21 protein-coding genes are annotated in these 20285 nt (G+C 71.2%); 12 read left to right on the top strand and 9 right to left on the bottom strand.

All coding sequences use genetic code 11. From position 1 onward, the window contains the following. The first annotated feature begins 42 nt into the window (after positions 1-42). Genes RT2_RS02465 through RT2_RS02455 form a run of 3 tightly spaced genes read left to right on the top strand, consistent with a single transcriptional unit; the run spans position 43 to position 2352 of the window. Positions 43-771: a DsbA family protein gene (locus RT2_RS02465; RefSeq protein WP_072842940.1), complete on the top strand. Its 729-nt coding sequence runs from the start codon at positions 43-45 to the stop codon at positions 769-771. Further along, positions 768-1628 (top strand): cytochrome c biogenesis CcdA family protein, encoded by an 861-nt coding sequence (locus RT2_RS02460; RefSeq protein WP_072842939.1) that lies wholly within the window; start codon positions 768-770, stop codon positions 1626-1628. The genes RT2_RS02465 and RT2_RS02460 overlap by 4 nt, the downstream gene beginning before the upstream one ends. A gap of 46 nt (positions 1629-1674) precedes the next feature. After that, positions 1675-2352, top strand: coding sequence for a GOLPH3/VPS74 family protein (locus tag RT2_RS02455; protein WP_072842938.1), 678 nt, complete (start codon positions 1675-1677; stop codon positions 2350-2352). Here the strand turns inward: RT2_RS02455 and RT2_RS02450 are convergent. Genes RT2_RS02450 through RT2_RS02425 form a run of 6 tightly spaced genes read right to left on the bottom strand, consistent with a single transcriptional unit; the run spans position 2349 to position 7891 of the window. Beyond that, entirely contained in the window at positions 2349-3410 is a 1062-nt protein-coding gene (locus RT2_RS02450; protein WP_072842937.1) for a hypothetical protein, read from the bottom strand. The genes RT2_RS02455 and RT2_RS02450 overlap by 4 nt on opposite strands. After that, positions 3407-4900, bottom strand: coding sequence for an acetyl-coenzyme A carboxylase carboxyl transferase subunits beta/alpha (locus tag RT2_RS02445; RefSeq protein WP_072842936.1), 1494 nt, complete (start codon positions 4898-4900; stop codon positions 3407-3409). Before RT2_RS02445 ends, RT2_RS02450 begins: the two co-directional genes overlap by 4 nt. Positions 4901-4919: 19 nt before the next feature. Beyond that, entirely contained in the window at positions 4920-6128 is a 1209-nt protein-coding gene (locus tag RT2_RS02440; protein ID WP_072842935.1) for an ABC transporter permease, read from the bottom strand. Continuing rightward, positions 6125-7027 carry an ABC transporter ATP-binding protein gene (locus RT2_RS02435; protein WP_072842934.1) on the bottom strand — a complete coding sequence of 301 codons (903 nt, stop codon included), beginning with the start codon at positions 7025-7027 and terminating at the stop codon, positions 6125-6127. Before RT2_RS02435 ends, RT2_RS02440 begins: the two co-directional genes overlap by 4 nt. After that, positions 7006-7581 carry a hypothetical protein gene (locus RT2_RS02430; protein ID WP_072842933.1) on the bottom strand — a complete coding sequence of 192 codons (576 nt, stop codon included), beginning with the start codon at positions 7579-7581 and terminating at the stop codon, positions 7006-7008. The genes RT2_RS02435 and RT2_RS02430 overlap by 22 nt, the downstream gene beginning before the upstream one ends. Beyond that, complete coding sequence (locus RT2_RS02425) at positions 7574-7891, bottom strand: helix-turn-helix transcriptional regulator (RefSeq protein WP_072842932.1); 318 nt, start codon at positions 7889-7891, stop codon at positions 7574-7576. Before RT2_RS02425 ends, RT2_RS02430 begins: the two co-directional genes overlap by 8 nt. 110 nt (positions 7892-8001) lie before the next feature. Here RT2_RS02425 and RT2_RS02420 point away from each other — a divergent pair, with 110 nt between their 5' ends. The 4 genes from RT2_RS02420 (at position 8002) to RT2_RS02405 (ending at position 11861) form a co-directional block, all read left to right on the top strand. Next, positions 8002-8544 carry a hypothetical protein gene (locus tag RT2_RS02420; protein ID WP_072842931.1) on the top strand — a complete coding sequence of 181 codons (543 nt, stop codon included), beginning with the start codon at positions 8002-8004 and terminating at the stop codon, positions 8542-8544. 149 nt (positions 8545-8693) lie between these two features. After that, positions 8694-10166, top strand: a complete 1473-nt coding sequence (locus tag RT2_RS02415) for a PepSY-associated TM helix domain-containing protein (protein WP_072842930.1) — start codon at positions 8694-8696, stop codon at positions 10164-10166. Continuing rightward, positions 10163-10678, top strand: coding sequence for a copper chaperone PCu(A)C (locus RT2_RS02410; protein ID WP_072842929.1), 516 nt, complete (start codon positions 10163-10165; stop codon positions 10676-10678). Before RT2_RS02415 ends, RT2_RS02410 begins: the two co-directional genes overlap by 4 nt. Then, the gene (locus RT2_RS02405; RefSeq protein WP_072842928.1) at positions 10671-11861 is read left to right on the top strand and encodes a Dyp-type peroxidase; all 1191 of its coding nucleotides are present in this window, start codon (positions 10671-10673) and stop codon (positions 11859-11861) included. Before RT2_RS02410 ends, RT2_RS02405 begins: the two co-directional genes overlap by 8 nt. Here the strand turns inward: RT2_RS02405 and RT2_RS02400 are convergent, their stop codons facing one another. Then, entirely contained in the window at positions 11862-13502 is a 1641-nt protein-coding gene (locus RT2_RS02400) for an ABC-F family ATP-binding cassette domain-containing protein (RefSeq protein WP_072842927.1), read from the bottom strand. Between the two features lie 59 nt (positions 13503-13561). Between RT2_RS02400 and RT2_RS02395 the strand changes: the two genes are divergently transcribed. Beyond that, a complete protein-coding gene (locus tag RT2_RS02395; RefSeq protein WP_174556655.1) occupies positions 13562-14413 on the top strand; it encodes an aldo/keto reductase in 852 nt (283 codons plus the stop codon). Positions 14414-14425: 12 nt separating this feature from the next. On the opposite strand, the gene RT2_RS02390 is transcribed toward RT2_RS02395, so the two are convergent. Further along, the gene (locus RT2_RS02390) at positions 14426-15106 is read right to left on the bottom strand and encodes a lysophospholipid acyltransferase family protein (protein WP_072842926.1); all 681 of its coding nucleotides are present in this window, start codon (positions 15104-15106) and stop codon (positions 14426-14428) included. A gap of 53 nt (positions 15107-15159) precedes the next feature. Here RT2_RS02390 and RT2_RS02385 point away from each other — a divergent pair, with 53 nt between their 5' ends. The 3 genes from RT2_RS02385 (at position 15160) to RT2_RS02375 (ending at position 18436) form a co-directional block, all read left to right on the top strand. Then, on the top strand, positions 15160-15744 hold the full coding sequence (locus tag RT2_RS02385; RefSeq protein WP_072842925.1) for a TetR/AcrR family transcriptional regulator: 585 nt from the start codon (positions 15160-15162) through the stop codon (positions 15742-15744). A 77-nt stretch (positions 15745-15821) separates the two neighbouring features. Further along, entirely contained in the window at positions 15822-17666 is a 1845-nt protein-coding gene (locus RT2_RS02380; RefSeq protein WP_245709122.1) for a hypothetical protein, read from the top strand. 101 nt (positions 17667-17767) lie between these two features. After that, positions 17768-18436, top strand: coding sequence for a hemerythrin domain-containing protein (locus RT2_RS02375; protein ID WP_245709123.1), 669 nt, complete (start codon positions 17768-17770; stop codon positions 18434-18436). On the opposite strand, the gene RT2_RS02370 is transcribed toward RT2_RS02375, so the two are convergent. After that, positions 18415-19512, bottom strand: coding sequence for an NAD(P)-binding domain-containing protein (locus RT2_RS02370; RefSeq protein ID WP_072842924.1), 1098 nt, complete (start codon positions 19510-19512; stop codon positions 18415-18417). The genes RT2_RS02375 and RT2_RS02370 overlap by 22 nt on opposite strands. A 39-nt stretch (positions 19513-19551) precedes the next feature. Between RT2_RS02370 and RT2_RS02365 the strand changes: the two genes are divergently transcribed. Next, on the top strand, positions 19552-20283 hold the full coding sequence (locus RT2_RS02365) for an enoyl-CoA hydratase (protein WP_072842923.1): 732 nt from the start codon (positions 19552-19554) through the stop codon (positions 20281-20283). The last annotated feature ends 2 nt before the right edge of the window (positions 20284-20285 follow it).

Genomic DNA, 20285 nt, shown 5'->3' with positions numbered 1-20285 from the left:
ATAGTAGTTGTGGGTCGGTGTGCTGGATCGAACGGAGGACGGATGGCGTCGCGGAGCAAGCTGCTCGGGATCGGGCGGGACGTGTGGCTGCTCGGAGCGCTCGGCGTCGTCGCTCTTGTGCTGGCGGGGCTTCTCGTGGTGGACCGGGTGGGCGCCGCGGACGAGGCGTCGGTGTCGGCGACGGCCACCGCAGACCTGGATCCCGGCATCGGGCCGGTCGGGGACATGGCCCGCCGGACGGAGGGCGACCCCCTGGCGCGGGGACCGGTCGACGCACCCGTGGTCGTGGTCGTGTACTCGGACTACCGCTGCCCGTTCTGCGCGAAGTTCAGTCGCGACACCGAGCCCCAGCTCGTAGACAAGTACGTCGAGGCGGGGAAGCTGCGGATCGAGTGGCGGGACCTGCCGATCTTCGGGGAAGAGTCGATGGTCGCCGCGCGAGCCGGTCGGGCGGCGGCCGCACAGGGCAGGTTCTGGGAGTTCAACTCGGCTCTGTACGCCGCGGCGCCGGATCGCGGACACCCGACCTTCGACCAGGTCGCGCTGCGGGGATTCGCGCAACAGGCCGGCGTGCCGGACCTGGATCGCTTCGCTCGTGACGCCGCAGACACCTCGGTGGACTCGGACATCGCCGCAGATGCACTGGAGGCCAATATGATCGGAGTGGCGAGCACGCCGTCGTTCGTGATCGACGGCTATCCCGTGCTCGGCGCCCAGCCGCTGTCGGCCTTCGAGCAGTTGATCGAGAAGACCGGTGGGCGACTGCCGTGACCGACGTCGGACTGCTCGGTGCGCTGTTGGGTGGTCTGCTCTCACTGGTCAGTCCCTGTTCGGCATTGCTGCTGCCGTCCTTCTTCGCATACGCCTTCGACGGTGTCGGGCGTCTCGCCGCCCGGACCGCGGTGTTCTACCTCGGCCTCGCGGTGGTGCTCGTGCCGCTCGGCGCCGGTCTCGGTGCGATGGGATCGCTGCTGACCCAGCATCGTGAGACGGTGACGACGGTCAGTGGTCTGGTGCTGATCGGACTCGGTGTCATGACGGTGTTCGGCCGGGGATTCGCGTTCGCCCCCGCACAACGCGCGGCCGGGTCGGTCCGTATCTCCGGCACCGTGTCGGTGTTCGCGCTCGGAGGCGTGTACGGGTTCGCCGGGTTCTGTTCGGGGCCTCTGCTCGGCAGCGTCCTCACGATCGCGGTGGCCGGCGGCGGTGCCGGCTACGGCGGACTGCTGATGGCCGTCTACGCGTTGGGGATGACCGTCCCGCTCTTCGTGCTGGCGTTGCTCTGGGACCGATTCGATCTGGGACGGCGGCCGTGGTTGCGGGGCAGGACGATCGCGCTCGGGCCGGTGCGCACGCACACGACGTCGCTGGTGTCGGGTCTGCTGTTCGTGGCGCTCGGAGCCCTCTTTCTCGCCACCGACGGGACCGCGAACCTCGGCGGCGTGATGGGGGTGGACGACCAGTTCTCGCTCCAGGTGACAGTGAGTGACTGGGCACAGCGGGTTTCCGATGCTGGGATCCTGCTGGCGGTCGTGCTGGTGCTGTTCGCGCTGGTGGCGGTGCGGGCCGTGCGCCGGCGGCGAGCAGAGTCCGCGGCGTCGGAGCCGACGCCGGGCAACGACCGCTGAACACCGTCGAACAGCTCCACTGGTCGGTCCGCCGTACGGTGGGGTCATGACGCTGCTCGCCGAAGACCTGTTGCTGCTGCTCCTGGACGACGAGACCGGAAAGCCCGTCGTGGACGGCGCCAAGCTGCCGCGCGTGCTGGCCGGTGCCGTGCTGCTCGAACTGGCCCTCGACGGCGTGGTCGAGCCGGCCGGGGAGGGCGAGGAAGTGCGCAGGGGGCGTTTGGTGCTGCGCCACGAGTCCACTCCGGACGACGAGATCCTCGCGCGGGCGGTCGCCCGGTTGCGGGAGTCCAAGCCGATGAGGCCGGAGCGGGCCATCGAGAAGCTCGACAAGGGCCTGCGCGAGGCGGTGCTCGAACGGATCGTGGCGAAGGGCTGGGTGCGCGAGGCCAAGGCGAAGCTGCTCGGCATCTTCCCGACCACGGTGTGGCCCGCCGTCGACGACACCCACGAAAGTCGGCTCCGCGCCGAGCTGCGCGACGCGGTGATCGGCGGCGCCGACCCGTCGCCCCGGACCTCCGCGCTGGTCTCGCTGCTCGCCGCGGTGGACGCGACGCCGAAGGTGTTTCCGGACGGCGACCGGCGCGCTGTCAACAAGCGCGCCAAGGAGATCGCCGAAGGGGAGTGGGCGGGCGCCGCGGTACGCAAGGCGGTCGAGGCCGTCAATGCGGCGGTTATGGTCGCGGTCATCGTGCCGTCGATCGCGGCGGGCGGTACGTCCTAGGCCGGGGTGTCCGCGGTGCTCGCCGAGGACTCCGGCGCTACGGCGGACACGGCGCCCTCCTCGGTTCGGATGGCAGTGCGCAGGACGGCGAGCAGGAACAGCGAGAGGGCGAACCCGGTCAGCGCGCCGAGCTGGTTCTCGGCGAACAGGAACACCTGCGTCACCAGCAGGTTGACCACGATGGACGCCCGCAGCAGCCGCAGGGACCGCAGGTAGGGGCCACGGAACAGGAACCACACGCCGGCCACGATCAGGACGACGGTCACCGCGCTCGACAACTGCACCATCAGGTCGGCCACGTCGTCGGTCTCGTAGGTGCTGTCGACGACCAGCGAGACGACCACCCCGACGACGGACGCCGCCGCCTGTAACACGAACAGCGCCAGGACCGTTCGGCGAACCAGCCAGTGCGACAGCACCGCCGTCGAACGTCGGGTGAGCGCGTCGCGTGCGTGAGTGATCCTCGATTCGAGCCCCCGCGTCGGCGGAGTCTGCGAGGTCAGCCCGGCGTGGACGAGGCCCGCGAGGTCCGTGAACTTCGGGTCCCGCACCCCGTCGACGACGCGCAGCGCGGACCGGTACCGGACCTCGTCGAGCTGGCCGAGCGCGAGATCGGAGAGGGCGCCGAAGCCGACCGCCAGGCGTTTGCGGTCGGTCAGCGGCCGCCGCAGCAGCAGTTCCCGCACCACCAGGTAGAACAGCACGAAGACGACGTACATGATGGCGATGGCGGGCTGGAAGAAGTAGTCGACGTCGGCGGTGACGAACTTGCCGATCTCGTCGATGAACAGGCCGAAACCGATGCCGCCGACCAGGGCGGCGCGGACCCGGGCCCGGCTGCCCTGGCTGATCTGCACCCCGACGAGCGCCCCGGCCATCAACAGCCCGCCCCACAGCACGTGCGCGATGTGCAGGGCGCCGCCGCCGATCTGCGGGTAGCCGGTGGCCGCGAGGTACGCGCGGGTGATCAGCACGGTGGCCACCGCCGCGAACAGGAACAGCTCGAACCGGGCCAGCGCGGCGTGGTCGTAGTCGTGCTCGCTCGCGGCGGGACTCATCGGGGCAGCCCGAGGCTGCGGTAGCGCGCGATGCGGGAGGTGTGACGGTCCGCGGCGGGTTCGGCGGCGAGCGTGACCAGTTCCCGGGCGATCGCCGCGCCCACCCGTTTGGAGAACTCGACCGGTTCGTCGGCGGCGTCCGGCAGTTCGGGGATGATCGCGTCGACGATGCCGTCGCGGAGCAGGTCCAGCGACCGGATGCCCTGGGCGGCCGCCATCCGGGGGGCGTGCGTGGTGTCGCGGTGCACGATGGCGCTGGCGCCTTCCGGGGGCAGCGGGGCCAGCCACCCGTTCTGCGCGGTGAGCACCCGGTCCGCGGGTAGCAGGGCCAGCGCGCCGCCGCCGGTGCCCTGGCCGAGCAGCACCGAGACCGTCGGGGTGTCGAGGGTGACCAGGTCGGCGAGGCAGCGCGCGATCTCCGGGGCGAGTCCGCGTTCCTCCGCCTCCTTCGACAGCGACGCACCGAGGGTGTCGATGACGAGCACCAACGGGATCCGCAGCTCCTCGGCCAGCTTCATCGCCCGACGCGCCTCGCGGAGGGCACCGGGGCCCATGGTGTGCTGCGCGGACTGGCCGCTGCGGTCCTGTCCGAACAGCACGCAGGGGGCGCCGCGGAACCGGGCCAGCGAGACCAGCACCGTCTTGTCGGCCTCACCCTGCCCGGTGCCGCTGAGCGGCACCTGCTCGGTGGCGGCGTACCGCAGCAGCGCCCGGATGCCGGGCCGGTCGGCCCGCCGCGAGAGCATCACCGACTGCCAGGCCGGCACGTCCGGGATGTGTGCGGGCTCGGGCAGCGGGTCCATTACCGCGTCGGACTCGCCGGTCAGCACCCGGAGCGCACGGATCACGAGGTGCCGCAGCCATTTCGGCGGCACCACACCGTCGATCACGCCGTTGCGGTAGAGGTTCTCGGCGGTCTGCACGCCCTCGGGGAACTTCTCGCCGTACAGCGCCTGGTACACCCGCGGCCCGAGGAATCCGACCAGCGCGCCCGGCTCCGCGACGGTCACGTGCCCGAGCGAACCCCACGACGCGAACACCCCGCCGGTGGTGGGGTTGCGCAGGTACACCAGGTAGGGCAGGTGCGCGGCCTTGTGCACGGTGATGGCCGCGGCGATCTTCACCATCTGCACGAACGCGAGGGTGCCCTCCTGCATGCGGGTGCCGCCGGAGGTCGGCGAGGCCAGCAGCGGCAGCGACTGCGCGGTCGCGCGTTCGACGGCGGCGACGATCCGCTCGGCCGCCGCGACGCCGATCGACCCGGCGAGGAAGCCGAACTCGCAGGCGATCACGGCCACCCGCCGGCCGTGGACGGTGCCCTCGCCGGTGATCACGGACTCGTCCAGGCCGGTCTTCGCGGCCGCCGCGTCGAGGTCGGCGCGGTAGGACTCGTCGGTGTCGACCGCGATCGGGGCGGTGTCCCAGGACACGAAGCTGCCGGCGTCGAGCACCAGGTCGAGGATCTCGTGGGCGGACAGGCGCTGACTCATGGCCAGACCATAACCCCGCTCAGCGGCCGAACGCCTCCCGCCAGGACACGGTCTTGCCCACCCGCAGCACCGAACGCTGGTAGATCTTTGCCGCGCCCACCGACAGCGCCGCGGTGACCGCGAGCATGATCGCGACGGTGCCGACCACCTGCGTTGTGCTCGCCACCCCGGCCGCGATCCGCAGCGGCATCAGGATCGCGGAGAACGGCGGGATCCAGCTCAGCACGTTGCTCAGCGTGCCGTCCGGGTCGCTCACCACCGAGAACGCGGTGAAGAACATCGCCATGATCAGTACCGTCAGCGGCATCGCGGTGGAGTTGACGTCCTCCTGGCGCGAGACCATCGACCCGGCCGCCGCGTAGAGCACCGCGAAGAAGGTGAAACCGAGCACGAACCAGCCGAGGGTGCCCGCGAACACGCCGAGGGCGGTGCCGGTGACGGTGAGGACACCCGTCGCCAGGCCCGCGCCGAGGCCGGCCACGCCGTACGCGGCCAGCTGCGCCAACCCCACCGCGCCGATGCCGATGACCTTGCCCCACAACAACTGCAGCGGCCGCAGCGTCGAGAGCAGCAACTCGACCACCCGGCTCGACTTCTCCTCGACGACGCCCATCGCGACGTACATGCCGAACATCAGGATCTGCATGTACAGCAGGGCCACCGCGGCGATCGACAGGGTGAGGCGTTGGCCCCGTTCGGGATCCGGTGCGTCCAGGGTGTCGACGGTGACCACCGCGCGGCCGGTCGCCGCGGTCAGCGCGTCGGTGTCGACGCCCTGTGCGCTCAGCTCGGTCGCGCGGGCCTGCTCGGCGACCGCCACGTCCAGGACCATGCGAAGGCCGGCGTCGATGTCTGATTCCGTTACAGCTGTGACGGATCCGTCCGCGGCGGGGATCACGGCCACCTCGATGTCGCCGGCCTCGACGCCGTCGCGGGCCTGTGCTTCGTCGCCGAACTCGCGGACCTCGACCGGCGTCCCCGCGGCGTCGCCGACGGACACGAGTACTGCGGTCAACGACTGGTCACCGACCAGCCCGACGGTGGTGCGGCTGGGCTCGCTGGTGCCGGAGAACAGCGCATACGCGGCGATGCCGCCGACGATCGCGATCAGGATGATCAGGTTGCTGATCAGGAAGCTCTTCTTGCGGACCTGGGTGAGGAACTCGCGGCGGGCGACCAGGCCGACGGCGCGGGCCGGGCTCAGCGCGGGTGACGTCGGGGCGCTCATGCGGCGACAACCTCTCGGAACAGTTCGGTCAGGGAGGGACGTTGCAACGAGAACTCGTGTACCGGGCCGGTTCTCAGGGCGGCGGCGAGGACGGTCTGGTCGTCGGCACCCGGGTCGAGGGCGAGCACGGTGCGACCGTCCTGGTGGCTCAGTGTCCGCACGCCGTCGATCGGGTCGGCCCAGCCGTCATGGGCGGACGGGGCGTGCACCACCAGTTGGGTCTGGCCGGCGCCGCGCAACTCCTCGACCGTGCCGACGGCGCGCATCCGGCCCGCGGCGATGATGCCGACCCGGTGGCACAGGCGCTGTACCAGGTCGAGCTGGTGACTCGAGAAGATCACCGGCACACCGGCGTCCGCCTTCTCGACCAGCACCTCGCTCATCACGTCCACCGCGACCGGGTCGAGTCCGGAGAACGGCTCGTCGAGCACCAGCACCGCGGGGTCGTGCACCAGTGCGGCCGCCAACTGCACCCGCTGCTGGTTGCCGAGGCTGAGCGCGTCGACGGTGTCGTCGACGCGGGTGTCGATGCCGAGGCGTTCGGTCCAGCGGGCCACCGCGCTGCGGGCATCGCGGCGCGAGAGGCCGTGCAGCTCAGCGAGATACGCGAGCTGTGCGCCGACCTTCATCTTCGGGTACAGACCGCGTTCCTCCGGCATGTAGCCGATGGTGCGGCGCACGTCGAGGTCGACTGGCCGCCCGCCGAGGCGGACCTCGCCCGAGTCGGCGGACAGCACGCCGAGGGTGATCCGCATGGTGGTCGTCTTGCCCGCGCCGTTGCTGCCGACGAAGCCGAAGATCTCGCCGGGGCGCACCTCGAAGCTGAGGTCGTCGAGCGCCACGACGTCGCCGTAGCGTTTGGAGATCCGGTCGATGGTCAGGGTGTTGCCGGCGTGCATGCCGCCTCCTCTGGGTGGTCCGCAACGGGGTCGGGGTCGGGGTCGGGCTGGCTCCAGGCCAGGATCATCGTGGGCAGGCAGCCGCCGACCATCAGCATGGTGAGGGTGAGCAGTCCGCCGGTGTAGGCCATGGTGGTGTGGGAGCCGCCGGTGTTGACGCTGCCGATGATCAGGTACGCCACCGGGATCATCATCAGCCACTGGGTGATGCTCAGGGCGATCGAGCGGGCGCTGTTCTGCTGCTGGACCTCCCACTCGTCGAGGGCCTCGGTCGGTGCGTCGCCCTGGCGGCCCGAGACGACGGCGAGCGAGGTCCAGATGGGCAGGAACAGCACGCACACCGGCAGCCACAGCAGCGGTGCCCACTCGGAGAAGTGGCACGCCACCGCCACCGCGAGCATCAGCGCGAACGTGACCGCCAGGCCCGTCACCAGTGCCCGTCGCCGTCGCTGGGTGCGCCAACCGGGAAGCATGTCGCGCCACTTCTCGGAGTTCGCCAGGAACCGGCGCACCCGGTACGCCTGGTAGCGCTCGACGAGATTCGGTTCAGACATCGGCGGCGTCGCCTTCCTGGTGGTCGTGTGCGTGGGTGTCGGTGCGGTCCGGCCGCCGGTAGACCACGTCCGAGAGCGGCGTGAACTCGGTCCGGGAGAACACGGCCTCGACGGGCAGGCCGAACACCTCGCAGATCCGCATCGCCAGGTCGAGGCTCGGGTAGTGGTCGCCGCGCTCGAGCGCGCCCACCGTCTGGGGGTTGACCTCGATCAGCTCGGCCAGTCGGGCCCGGCTGAGCGACCGTTCGGCGCGCAGCACGCCGATGCGGTTGTGGATGGGGCGGGCCTCCCCGCGCCGTACCGGACTCATGCATCAAAGTGTTGGGAAAACCCAACGGTCTGTCAAGTTTGTCGGCATTCGGCTCCGGGGCCGGGGCGGCTGCGGCCGAGGGGTACGACGAGGTGTAGTACGGTTCGGTCATGCGTGTCGGCCCAGGTGAGAAGCTCTCTCGCCGAGTGCGTGACACCGCCGTCGGCGGTGTCACCGTCGCCATGGCGGTCGCCGCGCACGGGATCGCCGGCGGCGGACTCCCGTCCGGCTCCACATTGGTGCTGCTCGCCGGATTCGCCGCGGTTGTGGTCGGCGTGAGCGCCGCGATCCCCGCGCTCCGCTCCGGCAGGCCCGCGCTCGTCGCGGTTCTCGCGGCCGGACAGGTCGGGGCGCACCTGACTCTCGGCGTGGGCGGCCACCATTCGGGCGCGTCTGCCTCGGCAGTGCCCAGCCCCGGCATGATCGTCGCCCACGTGCTCGCGATCGGGGTCTGTGCGGCCGCGATCGCCGCGGCCGAGCGGATCGGTCCGCGCACGGAGGCGGCCCTGCGTGCCGTCGTCGCCGCGCTCTTCGCCGCGATCCCCGTCGCCGAACAGGCCCGTACCTGGCGTCCCGTCGTGGACGTCCACCCGATCGTCTCCGCGCTGTGCCGCGCTGCCACGCCCCGGCGTGGGCCACCCGTTCTCGTCTGATCACACCTCACCCCCGCGCACCCTCGGCCGAGCAGGCCGGTGCGCGGCTTTCGCGGATCCCACACCGGTCGGGTCCGCGCCTACGAGGGTGCCGCCGTGCCTGTACGCCGTGCGGACCCTCGCCCTGTCTGATCGACGAGAGCGACTTCATGACTGTCATCGAGAGCACTGGCGTGCGCGAACACTCGCCGCCACCCCGAAACTCCCGACCGCTGCGCGCACTGGTGCTGCGGCTGCACTTCTACGCCGGCGTCTTCGTCGGACCCTTCCTGCTGATCGCCGCGCTGACGGGCTTCGTCTACGCGTTCGCCCCGACCCTCGAGAGCTGGGTGTACGGGAGCTACCTGCGGGCACCCGTCGCCGAGCAACCCGTCGCCGAGTCCGCCGCGGTGCAGGCCGCACTGGACGGTCGCGAGGCGTCCGCGCTGCAGTCGGTGCAGACCGCCGACCCGGGCGGCACCACCCGCGTCCTCTTCGCCGACCCCGACGTCGGATCCGGGCAGACGAGCGTGTTCGTCGACCCGGGCACCGGGACGGTGCTCGGCGCGCTGGAGACCGATTCCGGTGACCTGCCGTTGCGGGCCTGGTTGTCCGCGCTGCACAAGAACCTGCACCTCGGCGACGTCGGCAACCTCTACACCGAACTGGCGGCGTCGTGGCTGTTCGTCATCGTCCTCGGCGGCCTGTACCTGTGGTGGAACAGGGCGCGCGCGGACCGGGCCCGAGGGAAGGAGGCCCGACTGCTGACCGTCGACCGCTCGGTCACGGGCCGCCGCCGGACGCTCAACTGGCACGGTGCGGTCGGTGCCTGGGCGGCGCTCGGCCTGCTGTTCCTCTCGGCCACCGGCCTGTCCTGGTCCGACTACGCCGGCGCGAACATCAAGACCGTCCGCAGCGAGATGAGCTGGAATGCCCCGGCATTGAACACCTCGCTCGACGGCGCCCAGGCGGCCGGCGGGGGAGAGCACGACGGGCACGGCGCCCCGGCAGCGGGCGGCGAGCACGCCGGTCACGCGGCGTCCGGGGCCGATCCGGTGGACGTCACCGCGGTCGACGGGGTGTTGCACGTGGCCCGCGCCCAGGGGCTGACCGGCCAACTGTCGGTCGGGATCCCCGCCGACGTCTCCACCGCGTGGACGGTGAAGGAAACGGCGAAGTCCGGCGGCGACTCGATCGCCGTCGACGGGTACACGCTGCGGGTCGTCGACCGGGTGGACTTCGCCGACGGCCCGATCGCGGCCAAGCTCACCTCCTGGGGCATCGCACTGCACATGGGCACCCTCTTCGGCCTCGCCAACCAGGTGGTGCTCGCGGCCCTCGCGGTCGCGCTGATCACCCTCGTCGTGCGCGGCTACCTGATGTGGTGGCAGCGCCGGCCCACCCGGGCGGCCGGCATCGAATTCGGTGCCCCGCCGCGCCGCGGAGCGCTGCGCCGTCAGCGCCTGCCGGTGGTCGCGGTAGTGGCCGTCGTCGCGGTGGCCGTCGGCCTGTTCGTTCCCCTGCTCGGCCTGTCCCTCGCGGCCTTCCTGGTCGTCGACGTGCTCCTCGGGCTCGTCGCATCCACACGCTCGAAGACACCTGCTCAGTCAAAGACGCTCGCAAACAAGGAGATCCAGTCATGATCACGTTCACTCGTTCCCGTCTTGCGATCGCCGGCATCGCGACCATCGGACTCGCCGTCGCCGGCTGCTCGGGCGACCCGGGTTCGGCGCCGCAGGCGGACTCGGCCGCGACGTCGGTCACGTTCGACGAGCAGTGGGTGAAGGCCGCGGACTCGGGGATGACCGCACTGTTCGGCACCCTGGTGAACAACTCGGATTCCGAGCTGCTGCTCACTGAGGTGAGCAGCCCGGCCGCGCCGCGCGTCGAACTCCACGAGATGGCCGACAGCGGCGGTGCGATGGTGATGCGCCGCAAGCAGGGCGGCATCGTGGTGCCCCCGCACGGTTCGTACGCCCTCGAACCCGGCGCCGACCACGTGATGCTCTTCGACCTGCCCGCGCCGATCCAGGCGGGCACCGAGGTGCCGTTCACCTTCCGGTTCGCCGACGCCGGCGACGTCGAGTTCACCGCGCAGGTGCGAGATTTCGCGGGCGCGCGGGAGTCCTACGACGAAGGGGCGCACGGTGGCTGAGCTGAGCCGGCGGCGTCTGTTCGGCGCGGGTGCGGTCGCCGTCGGCGGCGCCGCACTCGGCTGGGGCGCCGGGGCGGTCACCGGGAACCGGGAGGCGGAGGCGGCCCCGTCCGTGGTGCCGTTCCGTGGCGCGCGCCAGGCCGGCGTCGCGACCGCGCCGCAGGCGCACACCACGTTCGTCGGGCTGGACCTGCGACCGGGGGTGGACCGGGCCGGACTGGTGCGGCTGCTGAAGGTGTGGACGTCCGACGCGGAACGGCTCACCGCCGGCCGCGGCGCACTGGCCGACACCGAACCGGACCTGGCCACCCGGCCGGCGAGGCTCACCGTCACGGTGGGCTTCGGCCCCGGCGTGTTCCGCGCGGCCGGCTTGGAGGAACGACGGCCGTCCTGGCTGAAGCCGTTGCCGCCCTTCGCGATCGACCGACTCGAGGAGCGCTGGAACGACGGCGACCTGCTGCTGCAGGTCGGCTCCGACGACCAGGTCACCGTGGCGCACACGTTGCGGGTGCTGCTCAAGGGCGCCCGAACCGTCGCGACCGTCCGCTGGACGCAACGCGGGTTCCGTCGGGCCCAGGGCACCGAGCCGGAGGGCACCACCATGCGCAACCTGATGGGGCAGGTGGACGGCACGGTCAACCCGCGCGCGGGCACCGGGGACTTCGACACGCTGGTCTTCAGCGACGGCGCGCAGCAGCCGTGGCTGGCGGACGGCACCTCGGTGGTGATTCGGCGGATCCGCCTCGACCTCGACGGCTGGGACGAACTGGACCGTCCCGGCCGTGAGGTGGTGATGGGCCGGCGGATGTCCGACGGGGCGCCGCTGACCGGCGACGCCGAGCACGACGAGCCGGACTTCGATGCGGTGGACGCGGGCGGGATCACCGTGATCGCGCCGAACTCGCACATCGCACTGGCCCGCTCCGCCGATCCCGGGCAGCGGTTCCACCGGCGGGCCTACAACTACGACGAGGCCCCCGCCGGGGAGGCGGTGTCCGACTCCGGCCTGATCTTCGTCACCTACCAGGCGGATCCGCAGGCCCAGTTCGTGCCGGTGCAGCAACGACTCTCGGACGCGGACCTGTTCAACACCTGGTCGACGCCGATCGGCTCGGCGGTGTTCGCGATACCCCCCGGCTGCGCGCCGGGCGGGTACCTGGGGGAGCAGCTGCTGGGCGGGTGATCAGGATTCGGTGAGCCGGCCGCCGTCCATCCGCCACCGCCGGGTGCTGCGCATCGTGTCCAGCATCCGGCGGTCGTGGGTGACGAGCAGCAGGGTGCCCTCGTACTCGTCCATCGCCCGCTCGAGCTGCTCGATGGCGGGCAGGTCCAGGTGGTTGGTGGGCTCGTCGAGCACCAGCAGGTTCACCCCGCGCGCCTGCAGCAGGGCCAGCGCGGCCCGGGTGCGTTCGCCGGGGGACAGGGAGCTCGCCGGCCGCAGCACGTGCGCGCCGCGCAGGCCGAACTTGGCGAGCAGCGTCCGCACGTCCGCGTCCGGCCAGTCGGGGACCGCCGCGCCGAACGCCTCGGTGAGCAGTTCGTCGCCGACGAAGAGCCCGCGCGCCTGGTCCACCTCGCCGATCGCGACGCCGCTGCCGAGGGTGGCGCTGCCCTCGTCCGGGGTGAGCGTGCCGAGCAGCAGTCGCAGCAGGGTGGTCTTGCCGGAACCGTTCGGCCCGGTGACGAGAACCCGGTCGCCCCACTCGATCTGGGCGGTGATCGGGCCGAGGGCGAATGTTTCACGTCGAACAACCGCGCCGCTGAGGGTGGCCACGACGGTGCCGCTGCGCGGGGCGCTGGCGATCTCCATCCGCAGCTCCCACTCCTTGCGGGGCTCCTCCACCACCTCGAGCCGTTCGATGCGGCGCTGCGTCTGCCGGGCCTTCGCGGCCTGCTTCTCGGTGGACTCCGCGCGAGCCTTGCGGCCCATCTTGTCCCCGTCCGCGCCCTTGGCCTTGCGGCGGGCGTTCCGGACGCCGTGCTCGAGCCAGTTGCGTTGCATCTGAGCACGATCCTCGAGGCCGCTCTTGGTGTCCGCGTACTCCTCGTAGCGTTCGCGGGCGTGCTGGCGGGCGATCTCCCGCTCGGCGAGGTACGACTCGTACCCGCCGTCGTACACCGCGATCTGCTGCTGCGCGAGGTCGAGTTCGACGATCCCGGTGACGGTGCGCGCCAGGAACTCCCGGTCGTGGCTGACCACCACGATGCCGGTGCGGGCCTCGTCGACGAAGCGCTCGAGCCGGTCCAGGCCGTCGAGGTCGAGGTCGTTGGTGGGCTCGTCGAGCAGCAGCAGGTCGTAACGCGAGAGCAGCAGCGAGGCCAGTCCGGCCCGGGCGGCCTGCCCGCCGGAGAGGGCGGTCATCTCGGCCTGCAACCCGACGTCGAGCCCGAGGTCGTCGAGCACCTTCTCGGCCCGCTCGGGGAGGTCGGCGCCGCCGAGGCCGAGCCAGCGCTCGAGGGCGTGCGAGTAACGGTCGTCGCCGCCCGGCTCGCCGAGGGCCTCGGCGGCCGCGTTCATCTCTGCCTCGGACTCCGTGACACCGGTGCGGCGGCCGAGGAATCCCTCGACGGTCTCGCCGGGCAGGCGTTCGGGTTCCTGGGCGAGGTAGCCGACCGTCGCGTGCGGCGGACTCAACGTGACGGTGCCCTCGACGTCGGCGGTGGTGTGGCCGGAGAGGATGGAGAGCAGGGTGGACTTGCCCGCCCCGTTCGCGCCCACCAGGCCGATCACGTCGCCGGGGGTGACGACGAGGTCGAGACCGGAGAACAGGGTGCGGTCGCCGCGGGACGCGGAGAGGTCGTCGGCGTGCAGGGTGGCGCTCATGAGTCGATTGTCTCAGTAGCGGGGGAACATCCTCCCGGCGCGAGCGGTTGTTCTGTTCCATGACCTCTCTGAGCTCAGTACCGAACGTGTCCCTCACCGACGGCAACACCGTCCCGCAGCTCGGATTCGGCGTGTGGCAGGTGCCCGACGACGAGAGCTACACCGCGGTGACCAGCGCGTTGACCGTCGGATACCGGAGCATCGACACCGCCGCCATCTACGGCAACGAGGTCGGCACCGGTCGCGCGATCAAGCACTCCGGCATTGCGCGGGAGGACCTGTTCGTCACCACCAAGCTGTGGAACGGCGCCGCGGAGACGTGGACGCGGGACAACGTGCTGCGCGAGTTCGACGCCTCGCTCGACCGGCTCGGGCTCGACTACCTGGACCTGTACCTGATCCACTGGCCGCGCGCGATGCGCGAGGACTACGTCGCCATCTGGCGGGCCTTCGCGGAGATCAAGGAGAGCGGCAGGGCCAAGTCGGTGGGCGTGTCGAACTTCCAGCCCGCCCAGTTGCAGCGGCTCATCGACGAGACCGGGGTGGTGCCCGTGATCAACCAGGTGGAGGTGCACCCGGACTTCGCGCAGCCGGAGCTGCGGGCCTTCCACGCCGAGCACGGCATCGTCACCGAGGCGTGGTCGCCGCTGGGGCAGGGACGCGGACTGCTCGACGACCCGGTCCTCTCCCGCATCGCGAACAAGCACGGCCGGTCGGCCGCGCAGGTGACGCTGCGCTGGCACCTGCAGGTGGGCAACGTGGTGATTCCGAAGTCCGTGACGCCGTACCGGATCAGGCAGAACTTCGAGGTGTTCGACTTCGAACTCGACGCCGACGACCTGGCGGCCATCGCCGGACTCGACGTCGGGAACCGGCTGGGGCCGGACCCCGACGAGTTCGACATGGGGTAGGTAGCCGCTCGCCTAGCGGGTGGCGCTGCGCTTGACGTCGGCGGCGTAGCGGTCGACGTACTCCTGGTCGGAGTGGCCGTGAAGCACGCTCATCAGTTCGTCGGTGGCGGCGCGGACGATCGGTCGGCTGTCCCGCAGATCGTGATAGCGCGAGAGGTTCAGCGGTTCGGCAATGGTGATGTGTACCTTGCCGAACCGCCACCGGCGACTGCCCGGCGGATTGACCGTGTCGGTACCGCGCATCACGACGGGGACGACCGGCGCTCCTGAATCGAGAGCTACCCGCATGACCCCGGTCTTGCCCTTGTACAGGCGCCCGTCGGGCGAGCGGGTGCCTTCCGGGTAGATGCCCCAGACGCCGCCGCGGTCGAGGATCCCTCGTGCAGCGGCGAGAGCGCCGCGCGCCGCATCGGCTCCGGCGCGGTCGATCGGCACCTGGCCCGATGCGGAGTAGAACCACCGCGTCAGCCGGCCTTTCACCCCGGAACCGGTGAAGTACTCGTTCTTGGCTACGAAGGTGATTCGTCGTCGAACCACGAGCACGAGAAAGAACGAGTCGGCGACGGTCAGGTGGTTGCTTGCGAGGATCACCGGACCGGTCCGAGGAAGGTTTTCGGTGCCCGTGACGTCGGGGCGTCCGAACAGCCACAGCAGCGGTCCGATCAGCAGGTATTTGAAAATCCAGTACCACATGGTGGCCCCCTCGGTCGTGCTTCGAAGTTGAGTAGACAGTGTCTACTCGGTCGATGGTAGACAATGTCTACGTGACTGGTGACGAGCCGCTTCAATTGCGATTGGTCAGTGCGGGTGTCGACCTGCTCGAAGAGGAGGGGCTGGGTGGGCTCACTCTGCGTGCGATCACCCGCCGGACGGGTGTTTCGCACGGGGCCCCGCGCAGGTACTTCGCCACGCACAATGCACTGCTTGCCGCGATTGCAGCCTCAGGCCTGTCCGATCTGGCCGCCGGGATCCGACCGGTTCTCGGTGCGGTCGATGTGCAGGCCGAGGAGCGGCTGATTCGACTCGGGCTCGAGTACGTGCAGTTTGCCGAGCGTCGCCCGGCCATGTTCGAGTTGATGTTTCGACATGACCTTCTCGACGGTGCCGGCGCAAACCTTCGCGAGACGACCTTGCCGCTGTTCGACTCGCTCGTGCGACTGGTGGCGGAGGCTTCCCCTGCGTGCGAGGACCCGAAGGCGAGCGCGATCGGGGTGTGGACCAACCTCCACGGAATTGCGGTCCTCACCGCGAATCGCAGCCTGGAGTTGGTAGGAGCGCCGCACGATCTGACGACGGTTGTCGCCCAGGTGGTGCGCAGGCACCTCTCCTGACCTGGTTCCCGCGCTGGTTCATGTCGAAAGTTCCAGCACCCCGACCCCCGGCCGGATCCGGCTAGGGTTGGCGACCGATGAGTGCTCCAGTCCCCACCACCGAGTCCGCATCGCCGTCGACGGCCCCGGCCGACGGCGGCGCCGCTCCCTGGTGGCGCCCGACCGGCACCCGGGTCCTGCAGGTCGCCGCCGCGCTGGTGGCGCTGCAACTGCTGGTCCGCGGGGTGGTGGCGGCCCGTGGCTACTACTACTGGGACGACCTGATCCTCACCGGGCGCGCCGGCGCGATGTCGCTGCTGTCGCCGGAGTTCCTGCTCTACGACCACGACGGGCACTTCATGCCGGCGGCGTTCCTGGTCGCCGGGATCGCGAACACCCTCGCCCCGTACCAGTGGGCGCTGCCCGCGCTGATCCTGGTGATCCTGCAGGCCCTCGCGTCGCTGGCGGTCCTGCGCCTGCTCGTTGTGCTGCTCGGCCGTCGGCCGACCCTGCTGATTCCGTTTGCGCTCTACCTGTTCTCGCCGTTGACGCTGCCCGCGTTCGCCTGGTGGGCGGCGGGACTGAACGCGCTGCCCATGCAGATCGGCCTGGCCGCGGTGGCGGCCGACGCGGTGCTGCTGTGCCGCACCGGCCGGGCCCGCTACGCCTGGTCTTCGCTCGCGGTATTCGTCGCGTCGCTGCTGTTCTTCGAGAAGGCCGTGCTGGTGCCGTTGGTGGCCTTTGCCGTCGTCGCGCTGATGTACCGGGTGGACGGACACCGGAAACCGTTGCGTGCCGCGTTGGCCCGGGGTCGGCGGCTGTGGGCCTGGTCCGCCGTCGTGATCGCGGGATGGGCGGTGGTGTACGCCCTCGTCGTCACCCCGAGTCCCGGCGAGCGCACCCCGGAGATGACCGTCGAGCTGGTGCGTCACTCGAACTACCGGGGGCTGTTCCCGACGCTGCTCGGCGGGCCGTGGCGGTGGGACCGCTGGCCGCCGAGCCCGCCCTGGGCGGTGCCGCCGGAGGCCCTCGTCGTGGTGGCTGCCCTGGCCGTCCTCGCCTGTGTGGCGGGAACACTCGCCTGGAAGCGCCGCGTCGGCTGGGTGTGGATCGCGACCGCCGCGTACGTCCTCGCCTCCGAGACGGCGATGGTGATCGCCCGGTCCTCGCCCGACACCACCTACGAGCTCGGTCAGACGCTGCGCTACCTGACGGACAGCGCGGTGGTCGTCGCGATCGCGCTGGCCCTGGTGCTGCGCGCCCCCACCCGGGACCGCTGGTCGGGCCGCCGGTCAGGTCCGCGCTCGGTACTGGTGGTGTCGGTGCTGGTGGTGGCGTTCGTCGCGAGCAGCCTGTGGTCCACGGCGACCTTCGTCGCGCGGTGGGAGGACAACCCGACCGTGGACTACCTGGCCCGGGCGAAGGCCTCGCTCGTCGCGAACGCCGATGCGCCGATGCTCGACCAGCCGGTGTCGATCTGGGTGCTGCTGCCGGTGGCCTACCCGTACAACATGGCAAGCTCCGTCTTCGCCGCGCTGCCCGATCGGCCGGAGTTCGCGTCGTCGACGCCGGTGCTGCGCAAGATGGACGACTCCGGGGACATCGTCGACGCCGAGGTGACCTGGGTACGCGCGATCGGGGAGGGCCCGGTTCCGGGCTGCGGCTACCACGTCACCGACGCCCCGACGGCGCTGCCGCTTAGCGGTCCGCTGGCCGGTTGGGAGTGGGCGGTTCAGCTGAACTACCTGGCCAGCCGCGACGGCGAGATCGAGGTGGGTCTCGCGGAAGGCGAGCCGGTGACCGTGCCGGTGCGGGCCGGGTTGAACACCGTCTACGTCAACCTCGACGGCGGCGGGCCGGACGTGCGGGTGCGCACGCTGGACCCGGAGCTGTCGCTGTGCGTCGGGGTCGGGCCGGTCGGTGCGGTGGTGCCCAAGCCCTGAACTGCCGCGGGCTCTCGCCGGTCCATGCGCGCTGCAAGATTTCCCCAAGGACCGCCCGGCATTCTGCGTGGAAACCGCCCGCAGACATCCAGGAGCACGACATGAGCACTGCCCTCGCAACCCGCCCGGACACCCAGGACATGGTGGTCATCCACAACGTGTTCCGCCGCAATTTCGCCGCGCTGCCGACGGCGGTGCGCTCGGTGCCGGACGGTGACACCGAGCGGGCGGCCCGCGTCGTCGCCTTCGTCGACGAGATGACCACGGCCCTGCACCACCACCACAGCGGCGAGGACGAGTTGATGTGGCCCCGGCTGCTGGACCGGACGCCCACCGATCGTGCGCTGGTGCTGCGGATGGAGGAGCAGCACGAGCGGATCGGGGAACTGGTCACACGGGTCGAATCGCAGGCAAGGGGATTCGCCGCGGTCGCGTCGCCGGAGTCCGGTGTGCACCTGGCCGAGACGTTGACCGCGCTGACCGGTGCGCTGGACGAGCACCTCGCCGAGGAGGAGGCACGGATCCTGCCGCTGGTCGAGCAGGTGATGTCGGCCGCGGAGTGGGCCGAGCTGGGGGACCGGGGCCGGGCGTCGATCCCGGAAGAGCGCCGACTGGTGTTCCTCGGTTTCATGCTGCACGGCGCGACCGATCAGCAGCGCCGCGCGATCCTGTCGGAGGTGCCGTTGCCCGGACGTCTCGCCTGGCGGCTGCTCGGTCGGCGGGCGTTCGCCCGGGAGTACCGGGGGATCTACGGGGTCGACCCCGCGTGAGATCTCAGGTGCGCGATCAGCTCCGACGCCGCCGCCCGGCCGCCGCGGTTCGCGCCGATGGTGCTGGCCGACGGTCCGTACCCGAGCAGGTGGATCCGCGGGTCCGCGGCCACCCGCGTCGCCAGCCGACCATCCATGGTGATGCCGCCGCCCGGTCCGCGCAGTCGCAGCGGCGCCAGATGGTCGAGGGCACTGCGGAACCCGGTGCACCACAGGATCACGTCCGCCCGCTGGGCGGTGCCGTCGGCCCAGCGGACGCCGTCGGCGGTGATTTCGTCGAACATCGGAAGGCGCTGCAGCACACCGCGTTCGCGGGCCGCCCGTAGCGCGCGAGTGAGCGGCAGTCCTGTCACCGATACCACCGAGCCCGGCGGCAGCCCGCGTCGCACCCGGTCCTCGACGACCGCCACCGCGGCCCGTCCTTCCTCCCCGGTGAACGGTTCGTCGCGGAACTGCGGTTCGCGGCGGGTGACCCAGGTGGTGGTGGTGACGCGGGAGATCTCGTCGAGCAGTTGCACCGCCGAGATGCCGCCGCCGACCACCACTACGTGCCGGCCGGCGAACTCGTCCGCCGTCCGGTAGTCGCGGGTGTGCAGCTGGCGGCCGGCGAACAGTTCGGCGCCCCGGTACCGCGGGACGAAGGGGCGCTCCCAGGTGCCGGTGGCGTTGACGATCCCGCGGGCGGTGAGCGCGCCCGTGCTGGTCTCGAGGGTCAGCAGGCCGCCGGCGTCGTGGTCGCACACCACCCGGGTGTGCACAGGTCGGCGCACCGGCAGCGCGAATCGGCGTTCGTACTCGGCGAAGTAGCGCGGCACCGCGTCCGCTGCCAGCACCTGGTCCGGCGCCTCGGCGCCGAGGACGTCGGTGAACGCCATGCCGGGCAGGTCGTGGACCCGGTTGACGGTGCTCAGGGTCAGCGACGGCCAGCGGAACTGCCAGGCGCCACCCGGTCCGGGTGCGTGGTCGAGCACGACGAACCGCAGTCCCGCGTCCGCCCCGAGGCGTTGCAGGTAGTACCCGGCGGACAGCCCGGCCTGACCGGCGCCGATCACCGCGACGTCGACGTGAGAATCCATGTTGGCGACCTCCCCGGGACAAACGGTACGGTCACAACCATGATCGGGACCAGCCGGGACGGCGACGTGGTGACAATCGAACTGCAGCGCGAGGACCGGCGCAACGCGCTCAACACCGAACTCTGCGTGCTGTTGCGCGACGCGATCGACGAGGCCGTGGGCCAGGGCGCCCGGGTGATCGTGCTGACCGGTTCGGGCTCCGCGTTCTGCGCGGGCGCGGACCTGTCCGGCGACGTGTACGCCGACGGCTTCCTCGACACCCTGCTCGAGATGCTGCGCACCATCGACTCGGCGCCGGTGCCGGTGATCGCGGCGGTCAACGGTCCGGCGATCGGCGCGGGCACCCAGCTGACCCTCGCCTCGGACCTGCGCGTGGTGGCGCCCGACGCCTACTTCGCAGTTCCCGCAGCCAAACTCGGTATCTCGGTGGACAACTGGACCGTCAAGCGACTGGTGGCCCTGGCCGGTGGCGGCCCGGCCCGCACGGTGCTGCTCGGCGCCGAGCGGCTGACCGCGGACGCCGCCCTCACCGCCGGGCTGGCCAACAAGATCGGCGACCTGGCCGCCGCGCAGGAATGGGCGCAGCAGATCGCCGCCCTGGCGCCGCTGTCTCTGCGCCACCTCAAGCTCGTGCTCAACGACGACGGCACCCGCGCGGACGCCACCGAGGACCAGCGCGAGGCGCTGGTCGCGGCCTGGAGCAGCGAGGACATGGACGAGGCGCGGATGGCCCGCTTGGAGAAGCGCCGGCCGATGTTCCAGGGCAAGTAGCG

This window comes from Rhodococcus tukisamuensis NBRC 100609 (assembly GCF_001894985.1).
Classification (GTDB): Bacteria; Actinomycetota; Actinomycetes; order Mycobacteriales; family Mycobacteriaceae; genus Rhodococcus_G; species Rhodococcus_G tukisamuensis.
Note: the sequence above shows the minus strand (reverse complement) of the source record. Positions and strands in the feature narration are given on the sequence as shown.